We start from the raw sequence: 25,802 nt of genomic DNA, 5'->3' as shown, positions 1-25,802 counted from the left end.
CTTCGCCAGCAACGATGGCGAAAGCAAGCAGGAAATCCGCAACTACACGATGAACTTCGGCCCGCAGCACCCGGCCGCGCACGGCGTGTTGCGCCTGATCCTGGAAATGGACGGCGAGACCATCGTCCGCGCCGACCCGCATGTGGGCCTGCTGCACCGTGGCACCGAGAAGCTGGCCGAGTCCAAGCCGTTCAACCAGTCGATCGGCTACATGGACCGCCTCGACTACGTGTCGATGATGTGCAACGAGCACGCCTACGTGCGCGCCATCGAGACGCTGATGGGCATCCAGGTGCCCGAGCGCGCGGAATGGATCCGCACGATGTTCGACGAGATCACCCGCCTGCGGAACCACCTGATGTGGGTCGGCTCCAACGCGCTCGACCTCGGCGCGATGGCGGTGATGCTGTATGCGTTCCGCGAACGCGAAGAGCTGATGGACCTGTACGAGGCGGTCAGCGGCGCGCGCATGCACGCCACCTACTACCGTCCGGGCGGCGTGTACCGCGACCTGCCGGACCACATGCCGAAGTACAAGGAATCGCGCTGGCACAAGGGCAATGCGCTCAAGCGCATGAACGCCGCGCGCGAAGGCAGCATGCTGGACTTCATCGACAACATGGTCGAGGAATTCCCCAAGCGCTTCGACGAATACGAAACCCTGCTGACCGACAACCGCATCTGGAAGCAGCGTACGGTCGGCATCGGCGTGATCAGCCCCGAGCTGGCCAAGGCCTGGAGCATGACCGGCGTGATGCTGCGCGGTTCCGGGATCGAGTGGGACCTGCGCAAGAAGCAGCCCTACGCCAAGTACGCCGAAGTCGATTTCGACGTGCCGGTGGGCGTCAACGGCGATTGCTACGACCGTTACCTGTGCCGCATGGCGGAAATGCGCCAGTCGATCCGCATCATCGGCCAGTGCGCGAAATGGCTGCGCGCCAACCCCGGCCCGGTGATCGTCGAGAACTTCAAGGTCGCGCCGCCCAAGCGCGAGGCCATGAAGGACGACATGGAAGCGCTGATCCACCACTTCAAGCTGTTCAGCGAAGGCTATTGCGTGCCGGCGGGCGAGACCTACGCCGCGGTCGAGGCGCCGAAGGGCGAGTTCGGCTGCTACCTGGTTTCCGATGGCGCCAACAAGCCGTTCCGCGTGCACCTGCGCGCACCGGGCTTCGCCCATCTTTCGTCGATGGACGCCATCGTGCGCGGCCATCTCCTGGCCGACGTCGTCGCGATGATCGGCACTTACGACCTGGTATTTGGTGAGGTGGACCGATGAGGGCCACGGGCAATTTCGAAAACGCGCGCAACGTCGATCCGCTGGTGGTGCTCAGCGCGGAAACGCGTGCGCACATCGACCACTGGCTGACCAAGTTCCCGGCCGACCGCAAGCGTTCCGCCGTGCTGCAGGGCCTGCACGCCGCGCAGGAGCAGAACGGCGGCTGGCTGAGCGACGAGATCATCGCCGCGGTGGCCAAGTACCTCGAGATCCCGCCGGTGTGGGCCTACGAGGTCGCGTCGTTCTACTCGATGTTCGAGACCGAGAAGGTCGGGCGCAACAACGTCGCCTTCTGCACCAACATCAGCTGCTGGCTCAACGGCGCCGAGGACCTGGTCGCGCATGCGGAGAAGAAGCTCGGTTGCAAGCTGGGCGAATCCACCGCGGACGGCCGCGTCTACCTGAAGCGCGAAGAGGAATGCGTCGCCGCCTGCTGCGGTGCGCCGGTGGTGGTGATCAACGGGCATTATCACGAGAAGCTCACCGCCGAGAAGGTGGACGAGCTGCTGGACGGGCTGAAGTGATGGCAGGGCAGAATTCCCATTCAGGGCAGCACTATTCGGAAGGCTATGGTCCCGTCGGCCCCGCGCCGAAGGAGCACCAGGCGGTCTATACCACGCTGCATTTCGACAAGCCGTGGTCGTACGAGAACTACCTGAAGACCGGCGGCTACCAGGCGCTGCGCAAGATCCTGACCGAGAAGATCCCGCCGGCCGACGTCGTCGAGATGGTCAAGCAGTCCGGCCTGCGCGGCCGCGGCGGCGCAGGCTTCCCGACCGGCCTGAAGTGGAGCTTCATGCCCAAGGGCGACATGCAGAAGTACATCCTCTGCAATTCGGACGAATCCGAGCCGGGCACGGCCAAGGACCGCGACATCCTGCGCTACAACCCGCATGCGGTGATCGAGGGCATGGCCATCGCGTGCTACGCGACCGGTTCGACCGTCGGCTACAACTACCTGCGCGGCGAGTTCCACCACGAGCCGTTCGAGCACCTGGAAGAAGCCACCCGCGAGGCCTACGCCAACGGCTGGCTGGGCAAGGACATCCTCGGCAGCGGCGTCGACATCGACCTGTACAACGCGCTGGGCGCGGGCGCCTACATCTGCGGCGAAGAAACCGCGCTGATGGAATCGCTGGAGGGCAAGAAGGGACAGCCGCGCTTCAAGCCGCCGTTCCCGGCCAATTTCGGCCTGTACGGCAAGCCGACCACCATCAACAACACCGAGACCTACGCTTCGGTGCCGGCCATCGTGCGCAACGGCGCGCAGTGGTTCCTTGAGCTGGGCAAGCCGAACAACGGCGGCTGCAAGATCTTCTCGGTGTCGGGCCACGTCGCCCGTCCGGGCAACCACGAGATCCGCCTGGGCACGCCGTTCGCCGAGCTGCTGGAAATGTGCGGCGGCATGCGCAACGGCCACAAGATCAAGGCGGTGATCCCAGGCGGTTCGTCGATGCCGGTGCTGCCAGGCGAGACCATGATGGGCCTGACCATGGATTACGACGCCATCCAGAAGGCCGGCTCCGGCCTCGGCTCGGGTGCGGTCGTGGTGATGGACGAAACCACCTGCATGGTCCGCGCCTGCCAGCGCATCGCCCGCTTCTACTTCAAGGAAAGCTGCGGCCAGTGCACGCCGTGCCGCGAAGGCACCGGCTGGATGTACCGCATGCTGACCCGCATCGCCAATTTCGAGGCGACGCTGGACGACCTGCAGATGCTGCGCGCGGCCGCCGGCCAGATCGAAGGCCACACCATCTGCGCTTTCGGCGAAGCTGCGGCGTGGCCGGTGCAGGGCTTCCTGCGCCACTTCTGGCACGAATTCGAATACGCCATCGTGAACAAGCGCTTCTACGTCGACGACGAGCGCGCCGGCACGCTGGTCAAGCCCGAAAAGGTGGCCGCGTGAGCGCACAGCCCGTCAATCCGAACCTGCCGCCGGACCACGTCACCGTCTTCATCGATGGGGTCGAGCTGGCCGCGCCGAAGGGTTCGATGATCATCCAGGCCGCCGACAAGGCCGGCATCCCGATCCCGCGCTTCTGCTACCACGACAAGCTGGCCATCGCGGCCAACTGCCGCATGTGCCTGGTCGACACCGAAGTCGGCGGCCGCTCGGCGCCGAAGCCGTCGCCGGCCTGCGCCACGCCGGTCATGGACGGGTTGAAGGTGTTCACCCGCAACGACAAGGCGCTGAAGGCGCAACGCAACGTGATGGAGTTCCTGCTGATCAACCATCCGCTGGACTGCCCGATCTGCGACCAGGGCGGCGAGTGCGAACTGCAGGACCTGTCGCTGGGCTACGGCCGTTCGGTCAGCCGCTTCCAAGAACGCAAGCGCACCGTGCCCGACGAGGACATCGGCCCGCTGGTCGCGACCGAGATGACCCGCTGCATCCAGTGCACGCGCTGCGTGCGCTTCACCGCGGAAGTCGCCGGCACCTACGAACTGGGCGGCATGTACCGCGGCGAGAACCTGCAGATCGGCACCTTCGACGGCAAGCCGCTGACCACCGAGCTGTCCGGCAACGTGGTCGACGTGTGCCCGGTCGGCGCGCTGACCAACAAGGTGTTCCAGTTCAAGGCGCGGCCGTGGGAGCTGATGGCGCGCGAATCGCTGGGCTACCACGACCCGATGGGCTCCAACCTGTACCTGCACTTGCGCCGCGGCGACGTGCTGCGCACCGTGCCGCGCGACAACGAGTCGGTCAACGAATGCTGGCTGTCCGACCGCGACCGCTACTCGCACCAGGGCCTGTACGCGTCCGACCGTGCGGTGAAGCCGCTGCTGAAGTCGGGCGGCGAATGGCGCGAAGTCTCCTGGGCCGAAGGCCTGTCCGCCGCCGCTGAAATCCTGCGCGCCCACCGCGGCGACGAACTCGGGGTGCTGGTGCATCCGGCGGCCTCGAACGAAGAGGGCGGCCTGTTGGCCAAGCTCGCCGCCGGGCTCGGCAGCGGCAACCTCGACCATCGCATCGCCCAGCGCGACTTCAGCGACGGCGCGACCGCCGAAGCCTTCGGCCTGCCGCTGGCCGAGATCGAGAAGGCCGACGCCATCGTCGTGTTCGGCAGCAACATCCGCCATGAGCTGCCGCTGCTGCACCAGCGCATCCGCAAGGCGGTGCGCAATGGCGCCAGGGTGCACGTGGTCAATCCGGTCGATTTCGACTTCGCCTTCGACATCGCAGGCAAGCGCATCGTCGCCCCTTCGCAGTTGGCGGGCGCATTGAACGACGCGACGCTGGTCGAAGCGGCGAAGGGCGCGAACCGCGCCGTCGTCATCGTCGGCGGCATCGCCGAGAACCATCCGCAGGCCGCGCAATTGCGCGCCGCCGCGCGCGACTTCTGCAATGCGACCGGCGCCTCGCTGTGCCGCATCCCGCAGGGCGCGAACGCGCTGGGCCTGACCCGCGCGGGCGTGCTGCCGGCGGCTCGCGACGTGGCGGCGCAATTCGCCCAGCCGCGCAGCGCCTACGTGCTGTACGGCATCGAGCCGGGCCTCGACTTCGCCGACACCGCCGCCGCGCTGAAGGCGCTGAACGGCGCCAAGGTCGTCGCGTTCAGCCATTTCGCCTGCGCTTCGACGCGCGGCGTCGCCGACGTGATCCTGCCGATCGGCGCGCTGCCGGAAATCGAAGCCACGCTGACCAACCTCGACGGCGTCGAGCAGCGCACCCAGGCCGGCGGCAAGCTGCCGGGCGAGGCGCGCGAAGGCTGGCGCGTGCTGCGCGCGCTGGGCGGCGAACTGGGCCTGCCGGCTTTCGAGTTCACCGACCTCGAAGGTGCGCGTGCGGCCATTGCCGGCAATGCCGCGGTCGCCGTGTCGCGTTCCACCGCGCCGGCCGTCGCTGGAGAAGGGCTGGAGCTGGCGGTCAGTGCGGCGATCTACCGCACCGACGCCGTGGTCCGTCGCGCCCAGGCGTTGCAGTCGCATCCGCTCAACCTCGCCGCGCGCATCGTGCTGAATCCGGCCGACGCGCAGGCGCTGGGCCTGTCCGACGGACAGGTGGTCAAGGCCGGCGCCAGCGATGGCACCGCGACGCTGCCGCTGGCGATGGACGCGGGTGTCGCCGCGGGCACGGCATGGATCGAGTCGGGCCACGGCGCGACCGCGCCGCTGGGCGCCGGCCGGGTCAAGGTGGTGGCCGCATGAACGAACTCCTGATCAACGCGGTCGGCCCGCTGCGCGACTGGTTCCTCGGCCTCGGCGCCTGGGGCATGGTGCTGTGGATCGTGCTGAAGATCCTGGTCATCGCCATGCCGGTGATCATCGCCGTGGCGTTCTACGTGGTCTGGGAACGCAAGCTGATCGGCTGGATGCACGTGCGCCACGGGCCGATGTACGTCGGTTTCGGCGGCCTGTTCCAGGCCTTCGCCGACGTGTTCAAGCTGCTGTTCAAGGAAGTCATCCAGCCCAGCAGTGCGCAGAAGGCGATCTACATCATCGCCCCGCTGATCGTGCTGGCGCCGGCGTTCGCCGCGTGGGCGGTGGTGCCGTTCGACGCCAAGCTGGTGCTGTCCAACGCCAACGCGGGCCTGCTGTACCTGTTGGCGATGACCTCGCTGGGCGTGTACGGCATCATCCTCGCCGGCTGGGCGTCGAACTCGAAGTACGCCTTCCTCGGCGCGATGCGTTCGGCCGCGCAGGTGGTCAGCTACGAAATCGCGATGGGCTTCGCCCTGGTCGGCGTGATGATCGCCGCCGGCAGCCTGAACCTCAGCGACATCGTGATGGCGCAGGCGGGCAATGCCGGCATCGGCGAGTGGTTCGTCTGGCCGTTGTTCCCGCTGTTTGTGGTGTACTGGGTCAGCGGCGTCGCCGAAACCAACCGCGCGCCGTTCGACGTGGTCGAAGGCGAGTCGGAAATCGTCGCCGGCCACATGGTCGAGTACTCCGGTTCGGCGTTCGCGCTGTTCTTCCTGGCCGAATACGCCAACATGATCCTGGTCAGCTTCCTGATCTCGATCTTCTTCCTCGGCGGATGGCTCAGCCCGTTCCCGGCCTCGTGGATGGGCGACGACGTCACCCCGTGGCTGGCGTGGATCTGCAAGGGCGGCTGGCCGTGGCTGTTCATCAAGGTGTTCTTCTTCGCCAGCGCCTACATCTGGTTCCGCGCCAGCTTCCCGCGCTACCGCTACGACCAGATCATGCGGCTGGGCTGGAAGGTGTTCATTCCGCTGACCATCGCCTGGATCGCGGTCACCGCGTTGCTGGTGTTCTTCGGCATCGTGCAGAAGGGTGTTTGATTCGATGAGCAAGATCACCCACTACTTCAAGAGCCTGATGCTGCTGGAGCTGCTCGGTGGCCTGTGGCTGACGTTGAAATACGCGTTCAAGCCGAAGTACACGATGATGTACCCGATGGAGCGCTTCCCGCAGTCGCCGCGCTTCCGCGGCCTGCACGCGCTGCGCCGCTATCCGAACGGCGAGGAACGCTGCATCGCCTGCAAGCTGTGCGAGGCGGTGTGCCCGGCGCTGGCCATCACCATCGACTCGACCAAGCGCGAGGACGGCACCCGCCGCACCACGCGCTACGACATCGACCTGTTCAAGTGCATCTACTGCGGCTTCTGCGAGGAGAGCTGCCCGGTCGATTCGATCGTCGAGACGCACATCCTGGATTACCACTTCGAGAAGCGTGGCGAGAACATCGTCACCAAGCCGCAGCTGCTGGCCATCGGCGACCGCCTGGAAGCCGAGATCGCCGAACGCCGCGCCGCCGACGCCGCCTACCGCTGAGAACCTGACGATGGATTGGGTCAATATCGCTTTCTGGATCTTCGCCGCGACCGCCGCGCTTTCCGCCGGCGCGGTGATCAGCGTGCGCAACCCCGTGCACGCGGTGCTGTTCCTGATCCTGACGTTCTTCAGCGTGGCCTGCACCTGGCTGCTGGTCGGCGCCGAGTTCCTCGGCGTGGCCCTGGTGCTGGTCTACGTCGGCGCGGTGATGGTGCTGTTCCTGTTCGTGGTGATGATGCTGGACATCGACGTGGCGCGGCTGCGCGAGGGCTGGGTGAAGTTCCTGCCGATCGGCCTGGTCGTGGCGGTGGCGATGCTGGCGCAGATGCTGGTGCTGATCGGGATCAAGGCCAAGACCGGTTCGCCGCTGCCGGACAACGCCGCGTCGCAGGCCGCCGAGGTATCCAACACCAGCTGGCTGGCGCACACGCTGTTCACCGAATTCCTGCTGCCGTTCGAGTTCGCCGCGGTGATCCTGACCGTGGCGGTGATCGCCGCGGTGATGCTGACCCTGCGCAAGCGCACCGGGGTGAAGACGCAGAACCCGAGCGAGCAGTCGCGGGTCAAGGCCGCCGACCGCGTGCGCCTGGTCAAGATGGCGGCGGAGAAGCCCGCCATGCCGGCGGAACAGTCCACGGAGGCCGCCCCATGATCACACTCGGACACCTGCTGGCGCTGGGCGCGGTGCTGTTCTGCATCAGCCTGGCCGGCATCTTCCTCAACCGCAAGAACGTGATCGTGCTGCTGATGTCGATCGAGCTGATGCTGCTCTCGGTCAACATCAACTTCGTCGCCTTCTCGCGCCAGCTCGGCGACGCGGCGGGGCAGATCTTCGTGTTCTTCATCCTCACCGTGGCCGCGGCCGAAGCCGCGATCGGCCTGGCGATCCTGGTCGCGCTGTTCCGCAGCCGCGGCACGATCAACGTGTCCGACGTCGATACTCTGAAGGGCTGATGCGCAGATGACCGTGGAACTTTCGAAGAATCTGCTGCTAGCCGTGGTCCTGGCGCCGCTGTTCGGCAGCGCCGTCGCCGGCCTGTTCGGCCGCCAGGTCGGACGCGCCGGCGCGCACTGGATCACCATCCTCGGCGTGGCGGTCAGCTGCGCGATCTCGTGCTGGACCCTGTACCAGCTGGCCGGGCAAGGCGCCTCGCCGTTCAACGAGAACATCTACACCTTCTTCCAGGTCGGCAATTACTCGGCCCATATCGGCTTCATGGTCGACAAGCTGACCGCGATGATGATGGTGGTGGTCACCTTCGTTTCATTGCTGGTGCACATCTACACCATCGGCTACATGGCCGACGACGACGGCTACCAGCGCTTCTTCAGCTACATCTCGCTGTTCACCTTCAGCATGCTGATGCTGGTGATGAGCAACAACTTCCTGCAGCTGTTCTTCGGCTGGGAAGCGGTGGGCCTGGTCTCGTACCTGCTGATCGGCTTCTGGTTCAAGCGCCCGACCGCGATCTTCGCCAACCTGAAGGCGTTCCTGGTCAACCGCGTCGGCGACTTCGGCTTCCTGCTCGGCATCGCGGCGGTGCTGCTGGTGTTCAACACGCTGGACTACGCCACCGTGTTCGCCCAGGCGCCGATGCTGAAGGACGCCGCGGTGCAGCTGGCCGGCTTCGACGAGCCGTGGCAGATCTCGACCATCATCTGCATCTGCCTGTTCATCGGTGCGATGGGCAAGTCGGCGCAGGTGCCGCTGCACGTCTGGCTGCCGGATTCGATGGAAGGCCCGACCCCGATCTCGGCGCTGATCCACGCCGCGACCATGGTCACCGCGGGCATCTTCATGGTGGCGCGCATGTCGCCGCTGTTCGAGCTCTCGCAGACCGCGCTGAACTTCGTGCTGTTCATCGGCGCCACCACCGCGTTCTTCACCGGCCTGATCGGCATCGTGCAGAACGACATCAAGCGCGTGGTCGCGTACTCCACGCTGTCGCAGCTGGGCTACATGACCGTGGCGCTGGGCGTGTCCGCCTACGGCGCGGGCGTGTTCCACCTGATGACCCACGCCTTCTTCAAGGCGCTGCTGTTCCTCGGCGCGGGCTCGGTGATCATCGGCATGCACCACGAGCAGGACATGCGCAAGATGGGCGGCCTGAAGAAGTACATGCCCATCACCTACTGGACGATGGTCATCGGCACGCTGGCCCTGGTCGGTACCCCGCTGTTCAGCGGCTTCTACTCGAAAGACACGATCATCGAGGCAGCCGCGCACCACGCCCACGAATCGCACAACTGGATCGCCACCTACGGCTACTGGGCCGTGCTCGGCGGCGTGCTGGTCACCAGCTTCTACAGCTTCCGCCTGCTGTACCTGACCTTCCACGGCAAGGAACGCTTCCGCGACGCGCACGACGATCATGGTCATGGCCACGATGCGCACCACGATCATCATGACGACCACGGTCATCACGGCGCACACGAGCCGCACGAGTCGCCGTGGGTGGTGACCGTGCCGCTGATCCTGCTGGCGATTCCGTCGATCGCGGTCGGCTTCTTCACCATCGGGCCGATGCTGTACGGCACCGGCTGGTCGGGCCATCATGCGGCCGAAACGGGTCCGTGGCCGACGCTGACCTTCTTCAGCGGCGCGATCGATTTCTACGATCCGGCGCGCAACACCCTGGGCGCGCTGGCCGAGGAGTTCCATGGCCCGCTCGCGATGGCCTGGCATGGCCTGCAGCAGTGGCCGTTCTGGCTGACCCTGGCCGGTTTCGCCCTGGCGACCTACCTGTACGTGTTCAAGCCGGAACTGCCCGGCAGGATCCGCACCAGCCCGGTCGGCGCGTTCCTGACCAACATCCTCGACAAGAAATACTGGATGGACACGTTGTGGATCGGCGGCCTCGCCGGCGGCGGCGTGGCCCTGGGCGACGCCTCGCGCTTCGTCGACAGCAAGCTGATCGACGGCGTCGCGGTCAACGGCAGCGCCAAGGTCGTCGACCTCGCCGCCAACCTGCTGCGCCGCACCCAGTCCGGCTTCCTCTACCACTACGCCTTCGCGATGATCCTCGGCCTGATCGTTCTTCTGGCCGCGCTCATCAAGTTCTGGCAATGACCGCATTCACGGATACCGCACGTGTCGAACTGGCCACTGCTTAGCATTCTGATCTGGCTGCCGATCCTCGGCGGCGCACTGGTCCTCGCCCTGGGCAACGCCCGCGCCAACGCGGCGCGCTGGCTGGCCCTGGTCGTGGCCGTGCTGACCTTCGCGGCCAGCGTGCCGCTGCTGTGCCTGTACGACCGGGCCAGCGTGGCGATGCAGTTCGTCGAGAAGCACGCCTGGGTGCCGGCCTACGACATCTGGTACGCGCTGGGCGCCGACGGCATCTCGGTGGCGCTGATCGTGCTGACCACGCTGACCACGGTGCTGGCGCTGATCGGCGCATGGACCTCGGTGGAGAAGCGCGTCGCCCAGTACGTCGCCGCATTCCTGTTCCTCGAAGGCATGATGATCGGCGTGTTCGCCGCGACCGACGCGATCCTGTTCTACGTGTTCTTCGAGGCGATGCTGATCCCGATGTTCCTGATCATCGGCGTCTGGGGCGGTCCGCGCCGCATCTACGCCGCGGTCAAGTTCTTCCTGTACACCTTCCTCGGCTCGGTGCTGATGCTGGTCGGGTTGATCTACCTGTACCTGAAGGGCGGCAGCTTCCAGTTCGCCGACCTGTACCAGCTGCCGTTGAACGCCAAGGAGCAGACCTGGCTGTTCTTCGCCTTCCTGATCGCGTTCGCGGTCAAGGTGCCGATGTTCCCGGTGCACACCTGGTTGCCGGACGCGCACGTCGAGGCGCCGACCGCCGGTTCGGTGATCCTGGCGGCGATCATGCTGAAGATCGGCGGATACGGCTTCCTGCGCTTCAGCCTGCCGATCCTGCCCGACGCCGGCCACGAGTGGGCGATGCTGGTGATCGTGTTGTCGCTGATCGCGGTGGTGTACGTCGGCCTGGTCGCGCTGGTCCAGGACGACATGAAGAAGCTGATCGCCTATTCGTCGGTCTCGCACATGGGCTTCGTCACCCTGGGCACCTTCATCGCCTTCGCCCTGGTGCGCGAGAACGGCAGCCTCGACGGCGCCACCCTCGGCCTGCAGGGCGCGATGGTGCAGATGATCTCGCACGGTTTCGTCTCCGGCGCGATGTTCTCCTGCGTCGGCGTGCTGTACGACCGCATGCACACCCGCATGATCAAGGATTACGGCGGCGTGGCCAACGTGATGCCGTGGTTCGCGGTGCTGTTCGTGTTCTTCGGCATGGCCAACTCCGGCCTGCCGGGCACCAGCGGCTTCGTCGGCGAGTTCATGGTCATCCTGGCCAGCTTCCAGAAGCATCCGTACATCGCCGTGGCCGCGGCGTTGACCCTGATCATCGGCGCGGCCTACACGCTGTGGCTGGTCAAGCGCGTGCTGTATGGCGAAGTGGCCAACGACCACGTCGCCGAACTGCAGGACATCAACTGGCGCGAAGCGCTGGTGCTGGGCGTGTTCGCGCTGGGCGTGCTGGCGATCGGCGTGTATCCGAAGCCGCTGACCGACCTGATGCAGACCTCGATCGCGCAACTGGCGATGCAGCTCGCCACCAGCAAGCTGTAAGGGCCCCACACGATGACCACGCCGATGCTTTCCACTTCCATCGCCGACCTGATGCCGCTGTTGCCGGAAGTGGTCCTGGTCGCGGGCGCCTTCGCCCTGCTGATCCTCGATCTGTTCGTGCCGGCCAACCGCCGCGTGGTCACCCATGCGCTGGCCCTGCTGTTGCTGGCCGGCGTGCTGGGCATGCTGCTGGCCGGTTGCGGCGGGCACGGCACGGTGTTCAACGGCATGTTCGTGCGCGACACCCTGGCCGACGTGGCCAAGGTCGCGGTGCTGCTGGTCAGCGGCCTGTCGCTGGTCTACGCCTGGCCGTACCTGCGCGAGCGCAACCTGTACCCGGGCGAAGTGCCGGTGCTGGTGCTGTTCGCGACCGCCGGCATGATGGTGATGATCTCCGCCGGCAGCCTGGTGATGGTGTACCTGGGCCTGGAACTGCTGGCGCTGTGTTCGTACGCACTGGTCGCGCTGAACCGCGACGACGGCCTGTCGACCGAAGCGGCGATGAAGTACATCGTGCTCGGCTCGATCGCCTCGGGCCTGCTGCTGTACGGCATGTCGCTGGTCTACGGCGCGACCGGTACGCTGAACCTCGGCGGCATCCGCACGCTGGCCGAGGCGATCACCGCCGGAGGCGGCGACAACCGCGTGCTGCTGCTGACCGGCGTGGTGTTCATGGTCGCCGGCGTCGCCTTCAAGTTCGGCGCGGCGCCGTTCCACATGTGGCTGCCCGACGTCTACCAGGGCGCCCCGACCCCGATCACCCTGTTCATCAGCTCGGCACCGAAGCTGGCCGCGTTCGGCATGGCCTTCCGCCTGTTCGAGGATGGCGTCGGCCCGCTGTCGGCGCAGTGGGAACCGCTGCTGGCCGGTCTGGCCGCGGTGTCGTTGGTGCTCGGCAACCTGATCGCCATCGCCCAGAGCAACCTGAAGCGCATGCTGGCGTACTCGACCATCTCGCACGTCGGCTTCCTGTTCCTCGGCCTGGCCGGCGGCGGCAAGGAAGGCTATGCGGCGGCGCTGTTCTACGCGATCAGTTACGCGTTGATGTCGGCGGCGGCGTTCGGCGCCATCGTGGTGCTGTCGCGGCAGGGTTTCGAAGCCGACAAGATCGACGACTTCAAGGGCCTGAACGCGCGCAACCCGTGGCAGGCCGGCCTGGTGCTGTGCGTGATGGCTTCGCTGGCCGGCGTGCCGCCGTTCCTCGGCTTCTGGTCCAAGCTGGCGGTGCTGCGCGCGGCGCTGAACGGCAGCTACCTGTGGCTGGCGATCCTCGCGGTCGTCTGCGCGGTGATCGGCGCTTTCTACTACCTGCGCGTGATCAAGGTGATGTATTTCGACGAGCCGGTCGGCGAAGCGCGCGCGCCGCGCGAGGGTCGGGCCTTGCCGCTGGTGTTCGGGGCGAACGCGCTGGGCTTGCTGGTGCTGGGCATCTTCTGGAACCCGATCATGGCCTGGTGCCAGGCGGCGTTCGCATAAGCGTCTCGCCGCAACCGCGAAAATAAAAAAACCGGAGCCTGGCTCCGGTTTTTTCTTGGGCCCGAAAAGGCGGCGGCCCCGCCGACGATCCTCGGCGCCCGCGTCGGTCGATACCGTCGCTGCCGCGCCGCGAGAGGTGTCCCGTTCAATGTCAATGATGCCGTCGCAACGGCCAAGGGCAGTGAGTGGCTGAATGCATCGACCGGCCCAAAAAGGCGGCGGCCCCGCCGACGATCCTCGGCGCCCGTGTCAGTCGATACCGTTGCTGCCGCGCCGCGAGAGGCGTCCCGTTCAATGTCAATGATGCCGTCGCAACGGCCGGGGGCAGTGAGTGGCTGGCTGTATCGACCAAACCCGAAAAGGCGATGACCCCGCCGGCTATCCTCGGCGCCCGCATCGACCGATACCGTTGCTGCCTTCCGGCCCTGGCGGGATTTTCGATCTAGCGTCGCGAGGGACCGACGGGGTCACCATAGAAACGAGATGCGTCCACGACGCGATCTTAAAAATCTGGCGGAGAGAGGGACACTCTCCGCCGCGATTCAGATGGTATCACGCCGTCTCAGAAAACTCGAAACGCCTTTGATACCAAGGGCTTGCTTGTCTCACGCAGTCGCATACCGTACCCTCCAATCGCATCTCGGCCTGTAGGTCGGGATGTTGGGAAAGCAGAGTTCGGCGGAGACGTGCGATGCCCAAGAAAACCAAGGAGATCGCCGCGGCCCAGCTACCGCGCCTGCCGGTTGGCATGCATGCCGCTGGCGGAGCGACGGGATTGTACCTGCGTGTGGCGCCCTCCGGGGCCAGGAACTGGATTCTGCGCGTCACCGTGGGCAACCGGCGGCGCGATATGGGGCTGGGAGGATGGCCCGATGTTCCCTTGGCTGAGGCCCGCGATCGAGCGCGTCAGGCCCGACGCAAGATCGAGGAGGGGATCGATCCCATCGAAGCCCGTAGGGCAGCCAAGACGGTTCTGCGCGAAACCCCTTCCTTCTCCGAATGTGCCCGACGCACCATCGAGGCCAAGCGGCCGGAGTGGAAGAGCGCCAAGCACGCCGAGCAATGGAAGAGCACGCTGGATACCTATGCCAAGCCGGTGGTGGGCAACATGCCGGTGGACCAGGTGGAGCTGCGCCACGTCGTCGAGATACTGAGCCCGATCTGGATCGAGAAGACCGAGACAGCCACCCGCCTGCGGGCGCGACTGGAAGCGGTGTTAGCCTGGGCCGGAGCCTCGGGTTTTCGCAAGGGTGAGAACCCCGCGCGCTGGCGCGGCAACCTGGATGCGGTGTTGGCCAAGCCCGGCAAGGTGGCCAAGGTCGAGCACCACCGTGCGCTGCCCTTGAGCCAACTGTCGGCCTTTGTTGCCCAACTGCGCAAACGTGAAGGCGCCAGTGCGCGCGCGCTGGAGTTCCTGATCCTCACGGCTACGCGCAGCGGGGAGGTACGCGGGGCCACGTGGGAAGAGATCGACCTGAAGGAAAATGTCTGGACCATTCCGGCCAGCCGCATGAAGGCAGGCAAGGAACATCGGGTGCCGCTGACGGCGCGCACGGTAGCTTTGCTGAAGAAGCTGCCTCGATTTGCGCACACGCCGCTCCTGTTTCCGGCTGAGCGTGGCGGCATGCTCTCGGACATGGCTCTGACGGCACTGATGCGCCGCATGGACGTGGATGCCGTGCCCCACGGTTTTCGCTCCACTTTCCGCGACTGGGCGGCCGAGCACACGGAGTACCCGCGGGACGTGGCCGAGATGGCCTTGGCCCATACGATCGGGGACAAGGTTGAAGCGGCCTATCGGCGCGGGGATCTGTTCTCCAAGCGCACGGCAATGATGGCGGACTGGGCGAAATTTGCGGCTGGTGGCAAGAAGTGAACAAAAGCGGGCGCCCGCGTAAGGTCAGGTCCAAGCCGATCTCGGGTGTCGGTGGCCGACCATTTAGTGCGCCGGAAAAAAAGCAACTGCTGGAAATCGGTGAGCAGTACGGACTGGATCGCGATGAAGTCGCCGACTGCGATGCTTATCTGGAGGCACTCTGGCTTGCCCATGGTTCCTACTGCGCCACGGAACACGCGCTGGTCAAGCAGGCTTCCGTTGGCGATGAGAAGCGCGACATAGAAACACTGCTTCAGCGGGCCAAGCTCGTGCAGAGGTTGGTGAATCAGCACGCCGAGCTGAAAGATGATCAGGGCTGCTTTAAGGCAGCGCAGGCCCTGAGCCAATCGCTGCATGCTTTCCCCGGCTTGACCGATGCGCAGATCTCGGCGATGGAAGAGCGGAGCGCTTTCTTGGAAGCCAGGCAGCTGCTGCGGCTACACATCGTGCGTGTGCGACTTTGGGAGCCACATAGAGAAGAGTTTGCTCACGCTCTGGAAGTGGTGATTGATGTCTGCGAACGAGTGCAGCCTCCTAAGGCCTTCACCAAACGGTTTCGTGCAGCGCGAGACATGTTCGAGCGAGAACTGGGCGCGCTGTACCTCAAGCATCTTCATCCTCGGCGCGAAGCGGACTGGCGGGAGACCAACCGTGACCCGAATAATCCGCCACCGCCCAGGAGCACTGATCAGTTTGCCAAGGCGGTAATGGCCATTCTGGGGGTCAAGTTCGAGGTGAAAGGAGTTTCGGGCTAGATATCGGCGAGAGGCATTTCCCGGAATCTTCAGGCTGACTCATCCCACCCCAGATGGAGTCAGAACTTTGAATTACCCCATCAACTGGGCGCAGTTGCCGCCCAATGCGCTGATCCGTCAGCGCGACTTGTTGCCCGTCTTGCCGTTCGCTGCCGCCACGTTGTGGCGCCGCATTCGTACGGGCGACTTTCCCCGTCCGATCCGATTGCCTGGGCACATCTCCGCTTGGCGCGTCTCCGAGGTCCTCCAGTGGCTGGATGCCCAAGGTATCAGTAAGGAGGCCAAATGAGCACGCAAGCTTTGCTGGGTCGCCGCCTGTTCGATATGCAGCCCGCCGGCAGTGACATTCCGTTACGCGCCTGTCAGTGGGCCGTCACGCGCGCTGAAAGCGTCCTTGGGCGCCCGCTGCAGTCGACCGACCTGGACGCCCTCGACTCGCGGTTATCCGTACCGCTGCTGTTATTGGCGAGCACGCGGACCAAGAAGGTGTTCAGGTGGTCCAACGGGCATCGCTGGTTCGTGGCCAACGAGTTGTTGGAGTGCCTGCGTGAGGAGGGTTGGACGGTGAACCATGAGTAGGGAGCCAGATATTCCGGTAGGTCGCGCGCACTGCTGTCTAGGTGGCATGAGTATTCATAAATGCTGGCCAGTGCTGCGGACACCTGCTCAGATCTCGCTGGTAGGTGGCGCCAGATGAAAACTCGCTATAGCCGCGGAAAGAACCGCTACGATGCGCTGCCCGAGATCCGGGAGGTAGATTCATTCGATGCCTTCCGTGAGGCCGTACTTTCCGACTTTGGTCAGAAGAAGGGTGAGCAGTGGATTGCCACGCCTTTCGCGGTCGCCAATGAGCAACACTGCGCAACATACGAGAACGCGGTTCTAGGCAAACCGCACCGCTCACGTGAAAGTGCGCAGCCCCGGAATTGGTTGGGGCTGGATGCAGATGGCTGTACGCCGCAAGGGTTTGTGCTTCTCCATCAAAAGCTGCAGGCATACAAGGCGCTGATGTACACCACGGCAAGCCACACGGAAAGCGCGCCTCGGTTTCGAATCCTGATCGAACTGGCGTATGCGTTGGGCCGTGATGAACTCAAGCGCGTCTCTGCCACGGTACGTGCTGCGTTGAGCAGTGATATCAAGTGGGACGAGGCATGTGACCGCGCGGAGCAGCCGTTGTACTTGCCCATCACCGGAAGCCGTTACTGGATGTTTGAGGGAAGCGCGCTGTATCCGTGGGAGTTCTTACCCTCGACCGATCTTCTCGCCATTGATCTGAGAAACCGGAAAATCGAGGAAATCGCCGCAACGCCTCCAGGTTCGCGGAATGACGTGTTGAACAAAGGTGCCTTTGTCCTGGGTCGCTTGGTAGGTGCTGGCAGATTGGAGGAGGGAGATACGCAGAGATTATTGGTTGAAGCGACCAAGGGCTGGTCTAACCCGAGAAAGACGCTCAGTACCATTAAAAGTGCGATGAGATCTGGCGCAAAAGAGCCATTGTGCCGGGACACTCCGCAAGCCCTGGGCACGAGTAGGGACGACGTGGGTACTCAGGCATTGCCCATGTTGACTCCCTTGAGCACCTTGAGCGCCTTGGGCCAGTCCGAAGTGGTCATCCAGCGCGGTGATCAAGTGGTTCCGGAGGCAGTCGACTGGCTATGGCACGGATGGATTGCACGAGGAAAGATGCACATCTCTGCGGGGGCCGCAGGCAGCGGAAAGACGACCACGGCATGTGACTTGGGCGCCACGATCACACGAGGCGGTCGTTGGCCGGACGGCTCCCAAGCCAGACGGGGCGACGTGCTCATGTGGTCCGGCGAGGATGATGTCAAGAATGTTCTCGTTCCACGTTTCATGGCATGCAATGCGGATATGTCGAAAGTGGAATTTATTACGGGGATTTCCGAGCGAGGTAAAGAGTATTCATTTGATCCGAGCAAAGATCTGCCGCTACTTGAGGATCATCTACTTAAGCATCCAGGCGTTGCGCTGATCATCATCGATCCCATCGTCTCGGTCGTCGGAGGAGACTCACACAAGAACACCGAAACTCGTCGCGCCCTGCAACCGCTGGTAGATTTGGCTTCAAAGTTCAACTGCGCCGTATTGGGCATCACCCATTTGAGTAAGGGTACGCAGGGGCGAGATGCCAATGAGCGCGTCGCCGGATCGCTGGCTTTCGTGGCACTGGCCAGGCTGGTGTTTATGTCGGCCGTGTCCGAATCCAAGGAGGATGGGTCACAGCGTCGAATCTTCATTCGATCCAAGTCCAACCTCGGACCCAACACGGGTGGATTTGAATACAGCCTCGAGTTTCCTGAGTTGGCGGGCTTCCCGGGAGTCACGGGATCAAAAGTGGTTTGGGGATCTGCCATAGAAGGAAGTGCTCGTTCGCTTCTCACGCAAATGGAGAGTATGGAAGCACCGAATAGTGCGCGTGGTGATGCCCGAGCATGGCTACTCGATCGCTTGGCCACCGGACCAGTGCCCCCGAAGCAAATCAGGAGCGAGGGGGCGATCGAAGGGCATTCTTGGGCGACGCTGCGCAGGGCTAAGGACGACACCAACGTCAAAGCCCAGAAGCTCGGCGGCGGTACTTGGGTGTGGAGACTGCCGTTGTTGCCCCCACCCAAGCCGATGCCATTGGTCGGCAATCAAGGTGCTCAAGGTGATCAAGATGCCCAACCAAAGCTGTCGGGTCTCTTGCCGCTTCCGCCGCCGCTGCCGACGCAGAAATGAGCACACAGTCCTCAAATAGACGACGGGGGAGGGCGGGTCGAAAGTTCAGAGCGATTTGACACCTAGACCGCCCGTTCCCTCATGCGCATATTTTTTATCCGCTCAGAGGTAAATAAAATGACACCAAGGCAGATGGCATTCGTCAGAGGTAAGCTGGATGGCCTGTCGAATCGTCAGGCGGTGATTGCGGCAGGGTATAGCTTGGCCGGCGCGAAACAGCAGGGGACTAACCTGATGAAGCACCCGGGTATTCGCGCGGAGCTGCTCAAAGGCGGATTCGACCTGGAGATATCTCAGCGCGCGGTAGCGGTTATGTTCAGGCGATCGGCAGGACGCTGGGAAGCGGCGTCTCCCGCTATGCCTAAGAGGGTTTATAGCAGCGCCATTGAGTTCTTGGTCGACGCAATGAACTGCGAGGACCTCCCCGTTTCCCTGCGTATTCGCTTTGCAGCGGCCTTGCTGCCATACCAGCATAGGAAGATGGGAGGCTAGGCGGGTTCTAGACAGACCGTATCGATCGCCGTGACCGATTTTGTCGGTGCAGGCTTTCGTGCTGAACTCGATGATGCCGCTGTATGACGAAAGTCCCAAAGTGGGCCTGTGATCCTAGCCGGTTACGGCTCCTTTCGACCTAAAGCTGACTTAGGGGTACTGATCCATTATGGTTGAGAATCGGCCGCTCGCCGGCGGTCTGCCCACGACGGCGCGCTGCAAGACGTCCCTAGTCGTGGATCTCCACGACCGTCTGCCGGTCGAAGTACCGCGCTTAGAATCGATCGCCAGATTGAACAAGGCAAGGTCTCGGACCTTTTGACTCAACTGCAGCCTGATTCGGATAGCCCAGATGTCTTTCAGCTTGAGCGAGGCCTTCTGGCCGATCAGCTTTCCCTTGTTCCAGGGATCGTGGCGCTGAGATGTGTGAAGAATTGCCATGACCAACTCTTGTTGAGAGGGTTTATCAGGCTTCTCCTGCACTTAGAAACTAGGCGTGGTGCGACCCGAAGCGGACGCCCTTGCCGCTTCCCTGCCTGGTTGTTGGCCAATCTAGGTGAAGATAAACTCCGACACAGACTTTGGCGCTTTTGGAATTTTGGGCGAGCCAGGAGGGGGAAAGTGTTTAGTCGAGGATCGGAGTGGCGGAGGTGGGAACCACATATCCATGCTCCGGGCACGGCCATGAACAACCAGTTTCAAGGTCCGAATGCTTGGGACCAGTATTTGACTGCTCTCGAGAATGCGACGCCGCTTATCGAGGCGATCGCGGTCACGGACTACTACGTCACCGATACCTATGAACAAGTGTTGTTCCACAAGTCAACTGGTCGTCTGCCACACGCCAAGCTCATTTTCCCCAACGTGGAGTTGCGACTTGACGTGGCAACCGCTAGAGGTGGTTTCGTCAATGCCCACTTGTTTGTCAGCCCTGAGGATCCGCAGCATCTCGAAGAGCTAAGACGTCTGCTGTCGCGCCTGCAGTTCAACGTTATGCAGGATCGTTTCGATTGCACGCGTGCTGATCTCATCCGGCTCGGTAAGAAGGCCGACGCTACGATCGCCGACGATCGAGCCGCGCTGGCCTACGGGGCCAGCCAGTTCAAGGTCAATTTCCAGCAGCTTCGCGAGGTGTTCTCCGAAAGCGGATGGGCGAAGAAGAACATTCTGATAGCGGTGGCCGGCGGCGCTACGGACGGCACGTCGGGCGTGCGCGAGGCAGCGGATCAAACGATCCGGCGCGAGATTGAGGGCTTTGCCCATGTGATCTTCGCGGGCAGCCCGGCGCAGCGAGAGTTCTGGTTGGGTCGGAAGGATCTCGGACCCGATGAAATCCGCTCCCGGTATGGCGGCTTGAAACCCTGTCTGCATGGGAGTGACGCGCACAAGCTCGACGACGTGGCCTCGCCATTCGGCAATCGCTTCTCATGGATCAAGGGCGGGCTGGAATTCGATGCGCTTCGGCAGGCGTGCATCGATCCCGACGGGCGCGCCTATGTCGGTGAACAGCCGCCTCGCTCGGCCATGCCGTCGCAGGTTATCTCACACCTCCGAATTGACGACGCCGGGTGGGCGACTACACCCGACATCCCCTTGAATCCCGGCCTTGTCGCCATAATCGGCGCACGGGGATCAGGAAAGACGGCCTTGGCAGATGTGATCGCAGCGGGCTGCGATGCGATCACACCGGACGGTTGGAAAGCGGACGAGAACATCAGCCCCTCGTTCCTGGCTCGGGCGCGCAAGCTTGTTGGCACGGCCACTGCGACGTTGACCTGGGCTGGTGGCGCGACTGCTACACGTGCGCTCGATGGTAGCGACGCCAACGGCCACTTGTCATTTCCGCGCGCCCGCTATCTTTCCCAGCAGTTCGTCGAGGAACTCTGCTCTGCGAAAGGGGTCGCCGACGGGCTCGTGGACGAGATCGAGCGCGTTATCTTCGACTCCCATTCCCAAGATGATCGCGAGTGGGCGCTCGATTTCGCCGAGTTGCGCGAGCAGCAAACTGCCCGGTTTCGGCAGGCGCGTGAGCGCGAAGTCGAGGCAATCGGCGATATCTCGGATCGCATTGCTACTGAGTTTGAGAAAGAGAGCCTCGTCGCGACGCTGGCTACCCAGCTCGGACAGAAGAAAAAGCTAGTCGCCGACTATACAGCCGATCGCGCAAAGCTCGTTGTGAAGGGAACCGAGGCGCAAGTTGCCCGTCACACACGGCTCAGCGAGGCTGCCCAGGCGCTGCGTAACAGGATCCAGGCCTTCGGCAACCAGCGCCGCACCTTCGTCGCCCTGCAGGATGAGGTCCGCAGTATGCGCGCCACCGGGGCGCCGGAAATGCTCCGCCAGGCTCAGGCGCGGCACGGTAATAGCGGTCTCGACGCCAAGCAGTGGGACGAGTTCCTGCTAATCTACAAGGGTGACGTCGATAAGAGTCTCACGGCTTACATCGCGTGGGCCGATGGTGAGGTCCGCAAGCTCAATGGTGTTCCACCGCCGCCTGGCGATCCGAATGTAGCGCTGGTTCCCGATGCCGTCGATCTCTCAACGCTGCCGCTCGCACCCATCGTCGCCGAAATGTCGCGCCTCGAGGCGCTATTCAGCGCCGACAAGCTGGTCCGCGATCAATACACGGCGCTGACTGGCCGGATCGCGCAAGAGAACTCCGCGATCCAGACCCTCGAAGCCCGGCTCACGGATGCGCAGGGCGCAGCGGCGCGCCGGAAGGATCTGCAGACCGAACGCGACGACACCTACGGCCGGGTGTTCGAGGCGATCATCAACGAACAGAACGCGCTGGCCGGGCTCTATGCCCCGCTGATGGCCCGGCTTGCAGCATCGTCGGGCACGCTCAAGAAGCTCAGTTTCTCGGTCCGCAGGATCGCAGACGTTCAAACCTGGGGCTCGGTGGCGGAGGAAGAGCTCCTCGATCGGCGTAAGACCGGGCCCTTTTATGGTCGAGGCTCTCTGATCGCGGCCGCCGCGGAAGCGCTCAAACCAGCCTGGGAGACGGGATCGGCCACCGAGGTTCAGGCCGCCATGACGGCCTTCATGGCGAAATATCTGAAAGACCTGTTGTCGCATGCTCCTTACGCGCCGACGCAGCAGGCGGAATTCCGGACCTGGTCGAAACAGTTTGCGCACTGGCTCTTTGGTACTGACCACATCACCGTTCGCTACGAGATCTCCTACGACGGTGTCGACATCCGAAAGCTGTCACCCGGGACGCGGGGCATCGTGCTGCTGCTGTTGTATCTGGCGCTGGACGATTCAGACGATCGGCCGCTGATCATTGACCAGCCAGAGGAGAACCTCGATCCCAAATCCGTGTTCGATGAACTGGTGGCGTTGTTCGTCGCCGCGAAGACCAAGCGCCAGGTGATAATGGTTACACACAACGCCAATCTCGTCATCAACACTGACGCAGATCAGATCATCGTTGCGTCCGCGGGCCCACACCCCTCGGGAGGCCTGCCGCCGATCACCTACGTGGCGGGCGGCTTGGAGAGCGCCGACATTCGCAAGTCCGTCTGCGACATCCTGGAAGGTGGCGAGGCGGCATTTCGCGAGCGGGCGAGACGCCTACGAGTGAGGCTGGAGCGATGACCTTGCGCGTCGTACCAATGGATGCGCTCGCCGCGAGGGGGAGATTGGAATGAGGTTTGTCGTCAAGTTCAGGTCAGGTGACTCGCCCACGACCAATCGTTACCCCCATGCTGTGCTCGTCCAGGACAACTGGGATGACTATGGCTATAAGACTACCTTCCACGTCACCCTGCATGTGTCGGCCGATGAGAGCTATGATCTCGGCAGCATCAAGATCATCGAGGTGGGTCGAACGAGTGGCTACACCGAAATGCCCAAGCGGCCTTTTGAGGAATTGCCCGCCGGCTATGCCTCGCTAGGTGCCGATCTCGATTATTATGAGACAATCTATAAACTCGGGCGAGACGTCTTCGAATCGTACTTCAGAGGTCTTCGAGATGTCGCGTTCGACGACGAGATCAAGGCCAGCGTTGAAGATAGCGAGGCCTATCGGGTTTCGCTGTTGCGTTTTGGCGGCGCCGAGCGGACGATCGGTGACGCCGCGCGATTGCTGCGTGCGCCTACTCTCCCGACGAAACGGCGAAGCGCGGGGTTCAGAGTCAAGTTCAAGACGCGGGTGGCGCAACGGTCGAACGCCTTCACAATCGATTTCGATTTTCGGCGCCGCGGTCGGCTGCCGAACCGTATCAACGCCCTGATCGGATACAACGGCACTGGCAAGACTCGGCTACTTTCGAACCTCGCGATCGTGGCGAGCGGATACGGCTATGGCAGCAAAGAGGACGTGTTGGGCGATGCGGCTGGTCGGTTCGTCGGCACCGCGCCACCGTTCAAGACCGTGGTCGTGGTGTCCTACAGTGCGTTCGACACCTTCGTCATTCCTGGGCGCACCGAGGAGGAGAAGGAGAGGCTCCAAGAGCGCGGAGAAATCTTCGGATACGTCTATTGCGGCCTTCGAGAACGATCGGACGATGACGCGCCGAACGGTGAGCAGGCCTATCGGCTGCGCACGCCGGCGGAGATCGAGGCAGAGTTTTTGTCGGCGCTGGAGCGCGTCCGCCAAGCCGACCGCCTGGAGAACCTGCTGGAAATCTTGAGGCCGCTCCTGCGCGACCCATCGTTCCAGCGCATCGGATTGACCCAACTTTACGCCAATCGCGATGACGACGAACTGGGCGAGCTTTTCCGCGGACTGAGCAGCGGTCACAAGGTTGTCCTCAAGATTGTCACCGAACTCACAGCACACATCTCGGGATCAGAGCCGACCCTAGTTCTCATCGATGAACCCGAAACGCACCTCCATCCGCCGCTGCTCGCTGCATTTCTCAAGAGCGTTCGAGCGTGCCTGGAGGCGTTTGACGGCTACGCGATCATCGCCACTCACTCGCCGGTAGTCCTGCAGGAGACTCCCGCGAAATACGTCCAGGTGCTGCGCCGAGCGGCTGATCAGAGCCGCGTCGTGGCGCCAAGTGTGGAGACGTTCGCGGAAAATATCGGTGTCATCACACACGAGGTCTTCAATCTTGGCGACGGCTCAACCGATTGGCACGAGACGCTGAGCGCACTGGCGCGTCGGAGCACGCTTGAGGAAATCGAAGAGGCATTCGGTCGGAAGCTCGGCTTCGCAGCGCGTTCCTACGTTCTGAGCATTCGCGATGAAATCGAGGAATAGCGGATGCGCTCGATCCCGCTGCTCGCCGTCGATGCGACGGATGTGTTCGATGAGATCGCTGCGGCCAAGCGCCAACCGCGACGGGGGCGGATGCAGGCGGCGCGCGCGGAGGTGCTTGCCGCCTATCAGGGCTACGAGGATGCCGTGCCTGAGGTTGGCGGGCTAGACGAAGCCGCGTTAACCGGCCCGCAGAAAGAGGCAATGCGACATGCATTCATCGTGGAGACCGAGCCAATGACGGCACTCCGCGGCGATCTCCTGAAGCGGATCAGCGTCGCGCGGTGCCCGTTCTGCGGGATCAGCGAAACCTCGACGCTCGACCACTATCTGCCGAAGGAGCAATACCCCGAGTTCTCGGTGTTCCCGAAGAATCTCGTGCCGAGCTGTGCGGTCTGCAACACGCGCAAACGGGACCGCATCCTGGATGAGGGGACGAATGTGCGGATGTTTCTGCACCCTTGTTACGACGTGATCCCAGATACGGAGTTTCTGACGGTGCGCGCGCGCATGGAGGCGGATGCCCTGATCCTCTCCTACAGGCTGACGCGACCGGCCGAGATGGCACTCCGAACCTTCAGGCATCTGCGATCGCACTTCAACGAGCTCGACCTCGCCGATCGTTACAGGCGGATGGGCCTCGAGCATTTGGGCGGGCAGTATCCCGCGCTTCGTCGCGCTTATGGTTCGGGTGAAAATGCGGAGCGCGTCGCGGAGAAGCTGATCGAGGGGGCAGTCGACTTCGAGGAATTGTCAGGGCCGAACTACTGGCTTGCCAAGCTCTATCGCGCATTGGCGGGCAACGATGATTTTTGTGATGGCGGCTTCGAGGTAGTTCGGGCTCAGGCTGGGCTGTAATGATCGGTCAAGCCGCGTTCCCGCAGATTGTGTAGATCTAGCACGGGCATGCCGGAGCGAGATGTCCGCTTCTGGCCGGCAGCGAACATCGCGCAGTAGAGGCTAAGACCTATCGGGAACAGGTTAGGTCCGTTTTCGACCCATAGCGGACATCAGGCCATCTCTTCCGGCTGTAGCCGCTCGTGGCATTGAACCGCGTAGCGGGTGAACGCAGTGCTGATGGTGCCCGCCGATGAATAGCCCACGCACACACCTATCTTTTCCATCACCCGGTCTTCGCCGGTCGACTTTTGGTGCTGGGCGGCGGTGGACACCGCGGCTTAGCCCACATCGGCGTATTGCGTGCGCCTCGATGGCGCCGTTGTCCATACCGTTTCATTTGGCCAAAACTACCAGCGGCTTGCCCTTCTCGACGATATAGGTCGCAAGCTCCGCTGCCTTGCCTTGGCCAACGTTCCGGGCAGCATGCCTGGTACCAGTAGGGACGAACAGGACATCGCCTGCCTTCAAGGTCATGACGCCTTTGCCTTCGACCTGATACTCCCAGGTTCCCTCGAGCACTTAGATGATTTCCTCGCCCGGATGCGAGTGGAGGGGGAATGAGATTCGAGGATCGAGATCGACGCGGATCTGGATCGCCTCGCGGCCCGGGATAGCGAGGTCATGCCGCTGGAGTTCGGTGCGCGTGACGCCCTGTTGCTGTGCCAATGCAGTACCCGCAGCCGTGAGACCCCCGAGAGCAAGCGGCGCGGGGACGAGTCGAATGTTTTTCATGG

The 25,802-nt window shown here is 63.4% G+C and carries 23 protein-coding genes and 1 other RNA gene; 20 read left to right on the top strand and 4 right to left on the bottom strand.

The window, feature by feature from the left end; all coding sequences use genetic code 11:
- Window positions 1-49 precede the first annotated feature (49 nt).
- Genes J5837_RS15295 through nuoN form a run of 11 tightly spaced genes read left to right on the top strand, consistent with a single transcriptional unit; the run spans window position 50 to window position 13,094 of the window.
- A complete protein-coding gene (locus J5837_RS15295) occupies window positions 50-1,279 on the top strand; it encodes an NADH-quinone oxidoreductase subunit D (RefSeq protein ID WP_244756085.1) in 1,230 nt (409 codons plus the stop codon).
- Entirely contained in the window at window positions 1,276-1,803 is a 528-nt protein-coding gene (nuoE, locus tag J5837_RS15290; protein WP_210537652.1) for an NADH-quinone oxidoreductase subunit NuoE, read from the top strand. Before J5837_RS15295 ends, nuoE begins: the two co-directional genes overlap by 4 nt.
- The gene (gene nuoF / locus J5837_RS15285; protein ID WP_210537651.1) at window positions 1,803-3,185 is read left to right on the top strand and encodes an NADH-quinone oxidoreductase subunit NuoF; all 1,383 of its coding nucleotides are present in this window, start codon (window positions 1,803-1,805) and stop codon (window positions 3,183-3,185) included. The genes nuoE and nuoF overlap by 1 nt, the downstream gene beginning before the upstream one ends.
- Window positions 3,182-5,428 carry an NADH-quinone oxidoreductase subunit NuoG gene (nuoG, locus tag J5837_RS15280; RefSeq protein WP_210537650.1) on the top strand — a complete coding sequence of 749 codons (2,247 nt, stop codon included), beginning with the start codon at window positions 3,182-3,184 and terminating at the stop codon, window positions 5,426-5,428. The genes nuoF and nuoG overlap by 4 nt, the downstream gene beginning before the upstream one ends.
- Window positions 5,425-6,522: an NADH-quinone oxidoreductase subunit NuoH gene (nuoH, locus tag J5837_RS15275; protein WP_210537649.1), complete on the top strand. Its 1,098-nt coding sequence runs from the start codon at window positions 5,425-5,427 to the stop codon at window positions 6,520-6,522. The genes nuoG and nuoH overlap by 4 nt, the downstream gene beginning before the upstream one ends.
- Before the next feature lie 4 nt (window positions 6,523-6,526).
- Complete coding sequence (gene nuoI, locus J5837_RS15270; RefSeq protein WP_210537648.1) at window positions 6,527-7,015, top strand: NADH-quinone oxidoreductase subunit NuoI; 489 nt, start codon at window positions 6,527-6,529, stop codon at window positions 7,013-7,015.
- A gap of 10 nt (window positions 7,016-7,025) precedes the next feature.
- The gene (locus J5837_RS15265; protein WP_210537647.1) at window positions 7,026-7,667 is read left to right on the top strand and encodes an NADH-quinone oxidoreductase subunit J; all 642 of its coding nucleotides are present in this window, start codon (window positions 7,026-7,028) and stop codon (window positions 7,665-7,667) included.
- The gene (gene nuoK / locus J5837_RS15260; protein ID WP_210537646.1) at window positions 7,664-7,969 is read left to right on the top strand and encodes an NADH-quinone oxidoreductase subunit NuoK; all 306 of its coding nucleotides are present in this window, start codon (window positions 7,664-7,666) and stop codon (window positions 7,967-7,969) included. Before J5837_RS15265 ends, nuoK begins: the two co-directional genes overlap by 4 nt.
- A 7-nt stretch (window positions 7,970-7,976) precedes the next feature.
- Window positions 7,977-10,085, top strand: a complete 2,109-nt coding sequence (nuoL, locus tag J5837_RS15255) for an NADH-quinone oxidoreductase subunit L (RefSeq protein WP_210537645.1) — start codon at window positions 7,977-7,979, stop codon at window positions 10,083-10,085.
- A gap of 21 nt (window positions 10,086-10,106) precedes the next feature.
- Window positions 10,107-11,618: an NADH-quinone oxidoreductase subunit M gene (locus J5837_RS15250; RefSeq protein WP_210537644.1), complete on the top strand. Its 1,512-nt coding sequence runs from the start codon at window positions 10,107-10,109 to the stop codon at window positions 11,616-11,618.
- A 12-nt stretch (window positions 11,619-11,630) separates the two neighbouring features.
- Window positions 11,631-13,094, top strand: a complete 1,464-nt coding sequence (nuoN, locus tag J5837_RS15245; RefSeq protein ID WP_210537643.1) for an NADH-quinone oxidoreductase subunit NuoN — start codon at window positions 11,631-11,633, stop codon at window positions 13,092-13,094.
- A gap of 368 nt (window positions 13,095-13,462) precedes the next feature.
- On the opposite strand, the gene ffs is transcribed toward nuoN, so the two are convergent.
- An RNA gene (gene ffs, locus J5837_RS15240) (signal recognition particle sRNA small type) lies at window positions 13,463-13,559 on the bottom strand.
- Between the two features lie 226 nt (window positions 13,560-13,785).
- On the opposite strand from ffs, the gene J5837_RS15235 reads away from it, so the two are divergent.
- The 9 genes from J5837_RS15235 (at window position 13,786) to J5837_RS15195 (ending at window position 25,026) form a co-directional block, all read left to right on the top strand.
- Window positions 13,786-14,970, top strand: coding sequence for a tyrosine-type recombinase/integrase (locus J5837_RS15235; RefSeq protein ID WP_210537642.1), 1,185 nt, complete (start codon window positions 13,786-13,788; stop codon window positions 14,968-14,970).
- Window positions 14,967-15,725, top strand: coding sequence for a hypothetical protein (locus J5837_RS15230; RefSeq protein WP_210537641.1), 759 nt, complete (start codon window positions 14,967-14,969; stop codon window positions 15,723-15,725). The genes J5837_RS15235 and J5837_RS15230 overlap by 4 nt, the downstream gene beginning before the upstream one ends.
- A 67-nt stretch (window positions 15,726-15,792) precedes the next feature.
- On the top strand, window positions 15,793-16,014 hold the full coding sequence (locus tag J5837_RS15225; RefSeq protein ID WP_210537640.1) for a helix-turn-helix transcriptional regulator: 222 nt from the start codon (window positions 15,793-15,795) through the stop codon (window positions 16,012-16,014).
- Window positions 16,011-16,304 (top strand): hypothetical protein, encoded by a 294-nt coding sequence (locus J5837_RS15220; protein WP_210537639.1) that lies wholly within the window; start codon window positions 16,011-16,013, stop codon window positions 16,302-16,304. Before J5837_RS15225 ends, J5837_RS15220 begins: the two co-directional genes overlap by 4 nt.
- 114 nt (window positions 16,305-16,418) lie before the next feature.
- The gene (locus J5837_RS15215; protein ID WP_210537638.1) at window positions 16,419-18,467 is read left to right on the top strand and encodes an AAA family ATPase; all 2,049 of its coding nucleotides are present in this window, start codon (window positions 16,419-16,421) and stop codon (window positions 18,465-18,467) included.
- 81 nt (window positions 18,468-18,548) lie between these two features.
- On the top strand, window positions 18,549-18,959 hold the full coding sequence (locus J5837_RS15210) for a terminase small subunit (RefSeq protein ID WP_342345559.1): 411 nt from the start codon (window positions 18,549-18,551) through the stop codon (window positions 18,957-18,959).
- Between the two features lie 621 nt (window positions 18,960-19,580).
- On the top strand, window positions 19,581-22,559 hold the full coding sequence (locus J5837_RS15205) for a TrlF family AAA-like ATPase (RefSeq protein WP_342345558.1): 2,979 nt from the start codon (window positions 19,581-19,583) through the stop codon (window positions 22,557-22,559).
- 49 nt (window positions 22,560-22,608) lie between these two features.
- The gene (locus J5837_RS15200; protein WP_210537635.1) at window positions 22,609-24,171 is read left to right on the top strand and encodes an AAA family ATPase; all 1,563 of its coding nucleotides are present in this window, start codon (window positions 22,609-22,611) and stop codon (window positions 24,169-24,171) included.
- A 3-nt stretch (window positions 24,172-24,174) separates the two neighbouring features.
- Window positions 24,175-25,026: an HNH endonuclease gene (locus tag J5837_RS15195; RefSeq protein ID WP_210537634.1), complete on the top strand. Its 852-nt coding sequence runs from the start codon at window positions 24,175-24,177 to the stop codon at window positions 25,024-25,026.
- Between the two features lie 152 nt (window positions 25,027-25,178).
- On the opposite strand, the gene J5837_RS15190 is transcribed toward J5837_RS15195, so the two are convergent.
- The 3 genes from J5837_RS15190 to J5837_RS15180 all read right to left on the bottom strand — a co-directional run bounded on the left by J5837_RS15190 (window position 25,179) and on the right by J5837_RS15180 (window position 25,800).
- Entirely contained in the window at window positions 25,179-25,340 is a 162-nt protein-coding gene (locus J5837_RS15190) for a hypothetical protein (protein ID WP_210537633.1), read from the bottom strand.
- 61 nt (window positions 25,341-25,401) lie between these two features.
- On the bottom strand, window positions 25,402-25,587 hold the full coding sequence (locus J5837_RS15185) for a cupin domain-containing protein (RefSeq protein ID WP_210537632.1): 186 nt from the start codon (window positions 25,585-25,587) through the stop codon (window positions 25,402-25,404).
- Window positions 25,588-25,800 (bottom strand): cupin domain-containing protein, encoded by a 213-nt coding sequence (locus tag J5837_RS15180; RefSeq protein ID WP_210537631.1) that lies wholly within the window; start codon window positions 25,798-25,800, stop codon window positions 25,588-25,590.
- Window positions 25,801-25,802: the final 2 nt, after the last annotated feature.

The organism is Pseudoxanthomonas helianthi, from assembly GCF_017939625.1.
Classification (GTDB): Bacteria; Pseudomonadota; Gammaproteobacteria; order Xanthomonadales; family Xanthomonadaceae; genus Pseudoxanthomonas_A; species Pseudoxanthomonas_A helianthi.
This window is presented reverse-complemented; position numbering and strand designations above follow the sequence as displayed.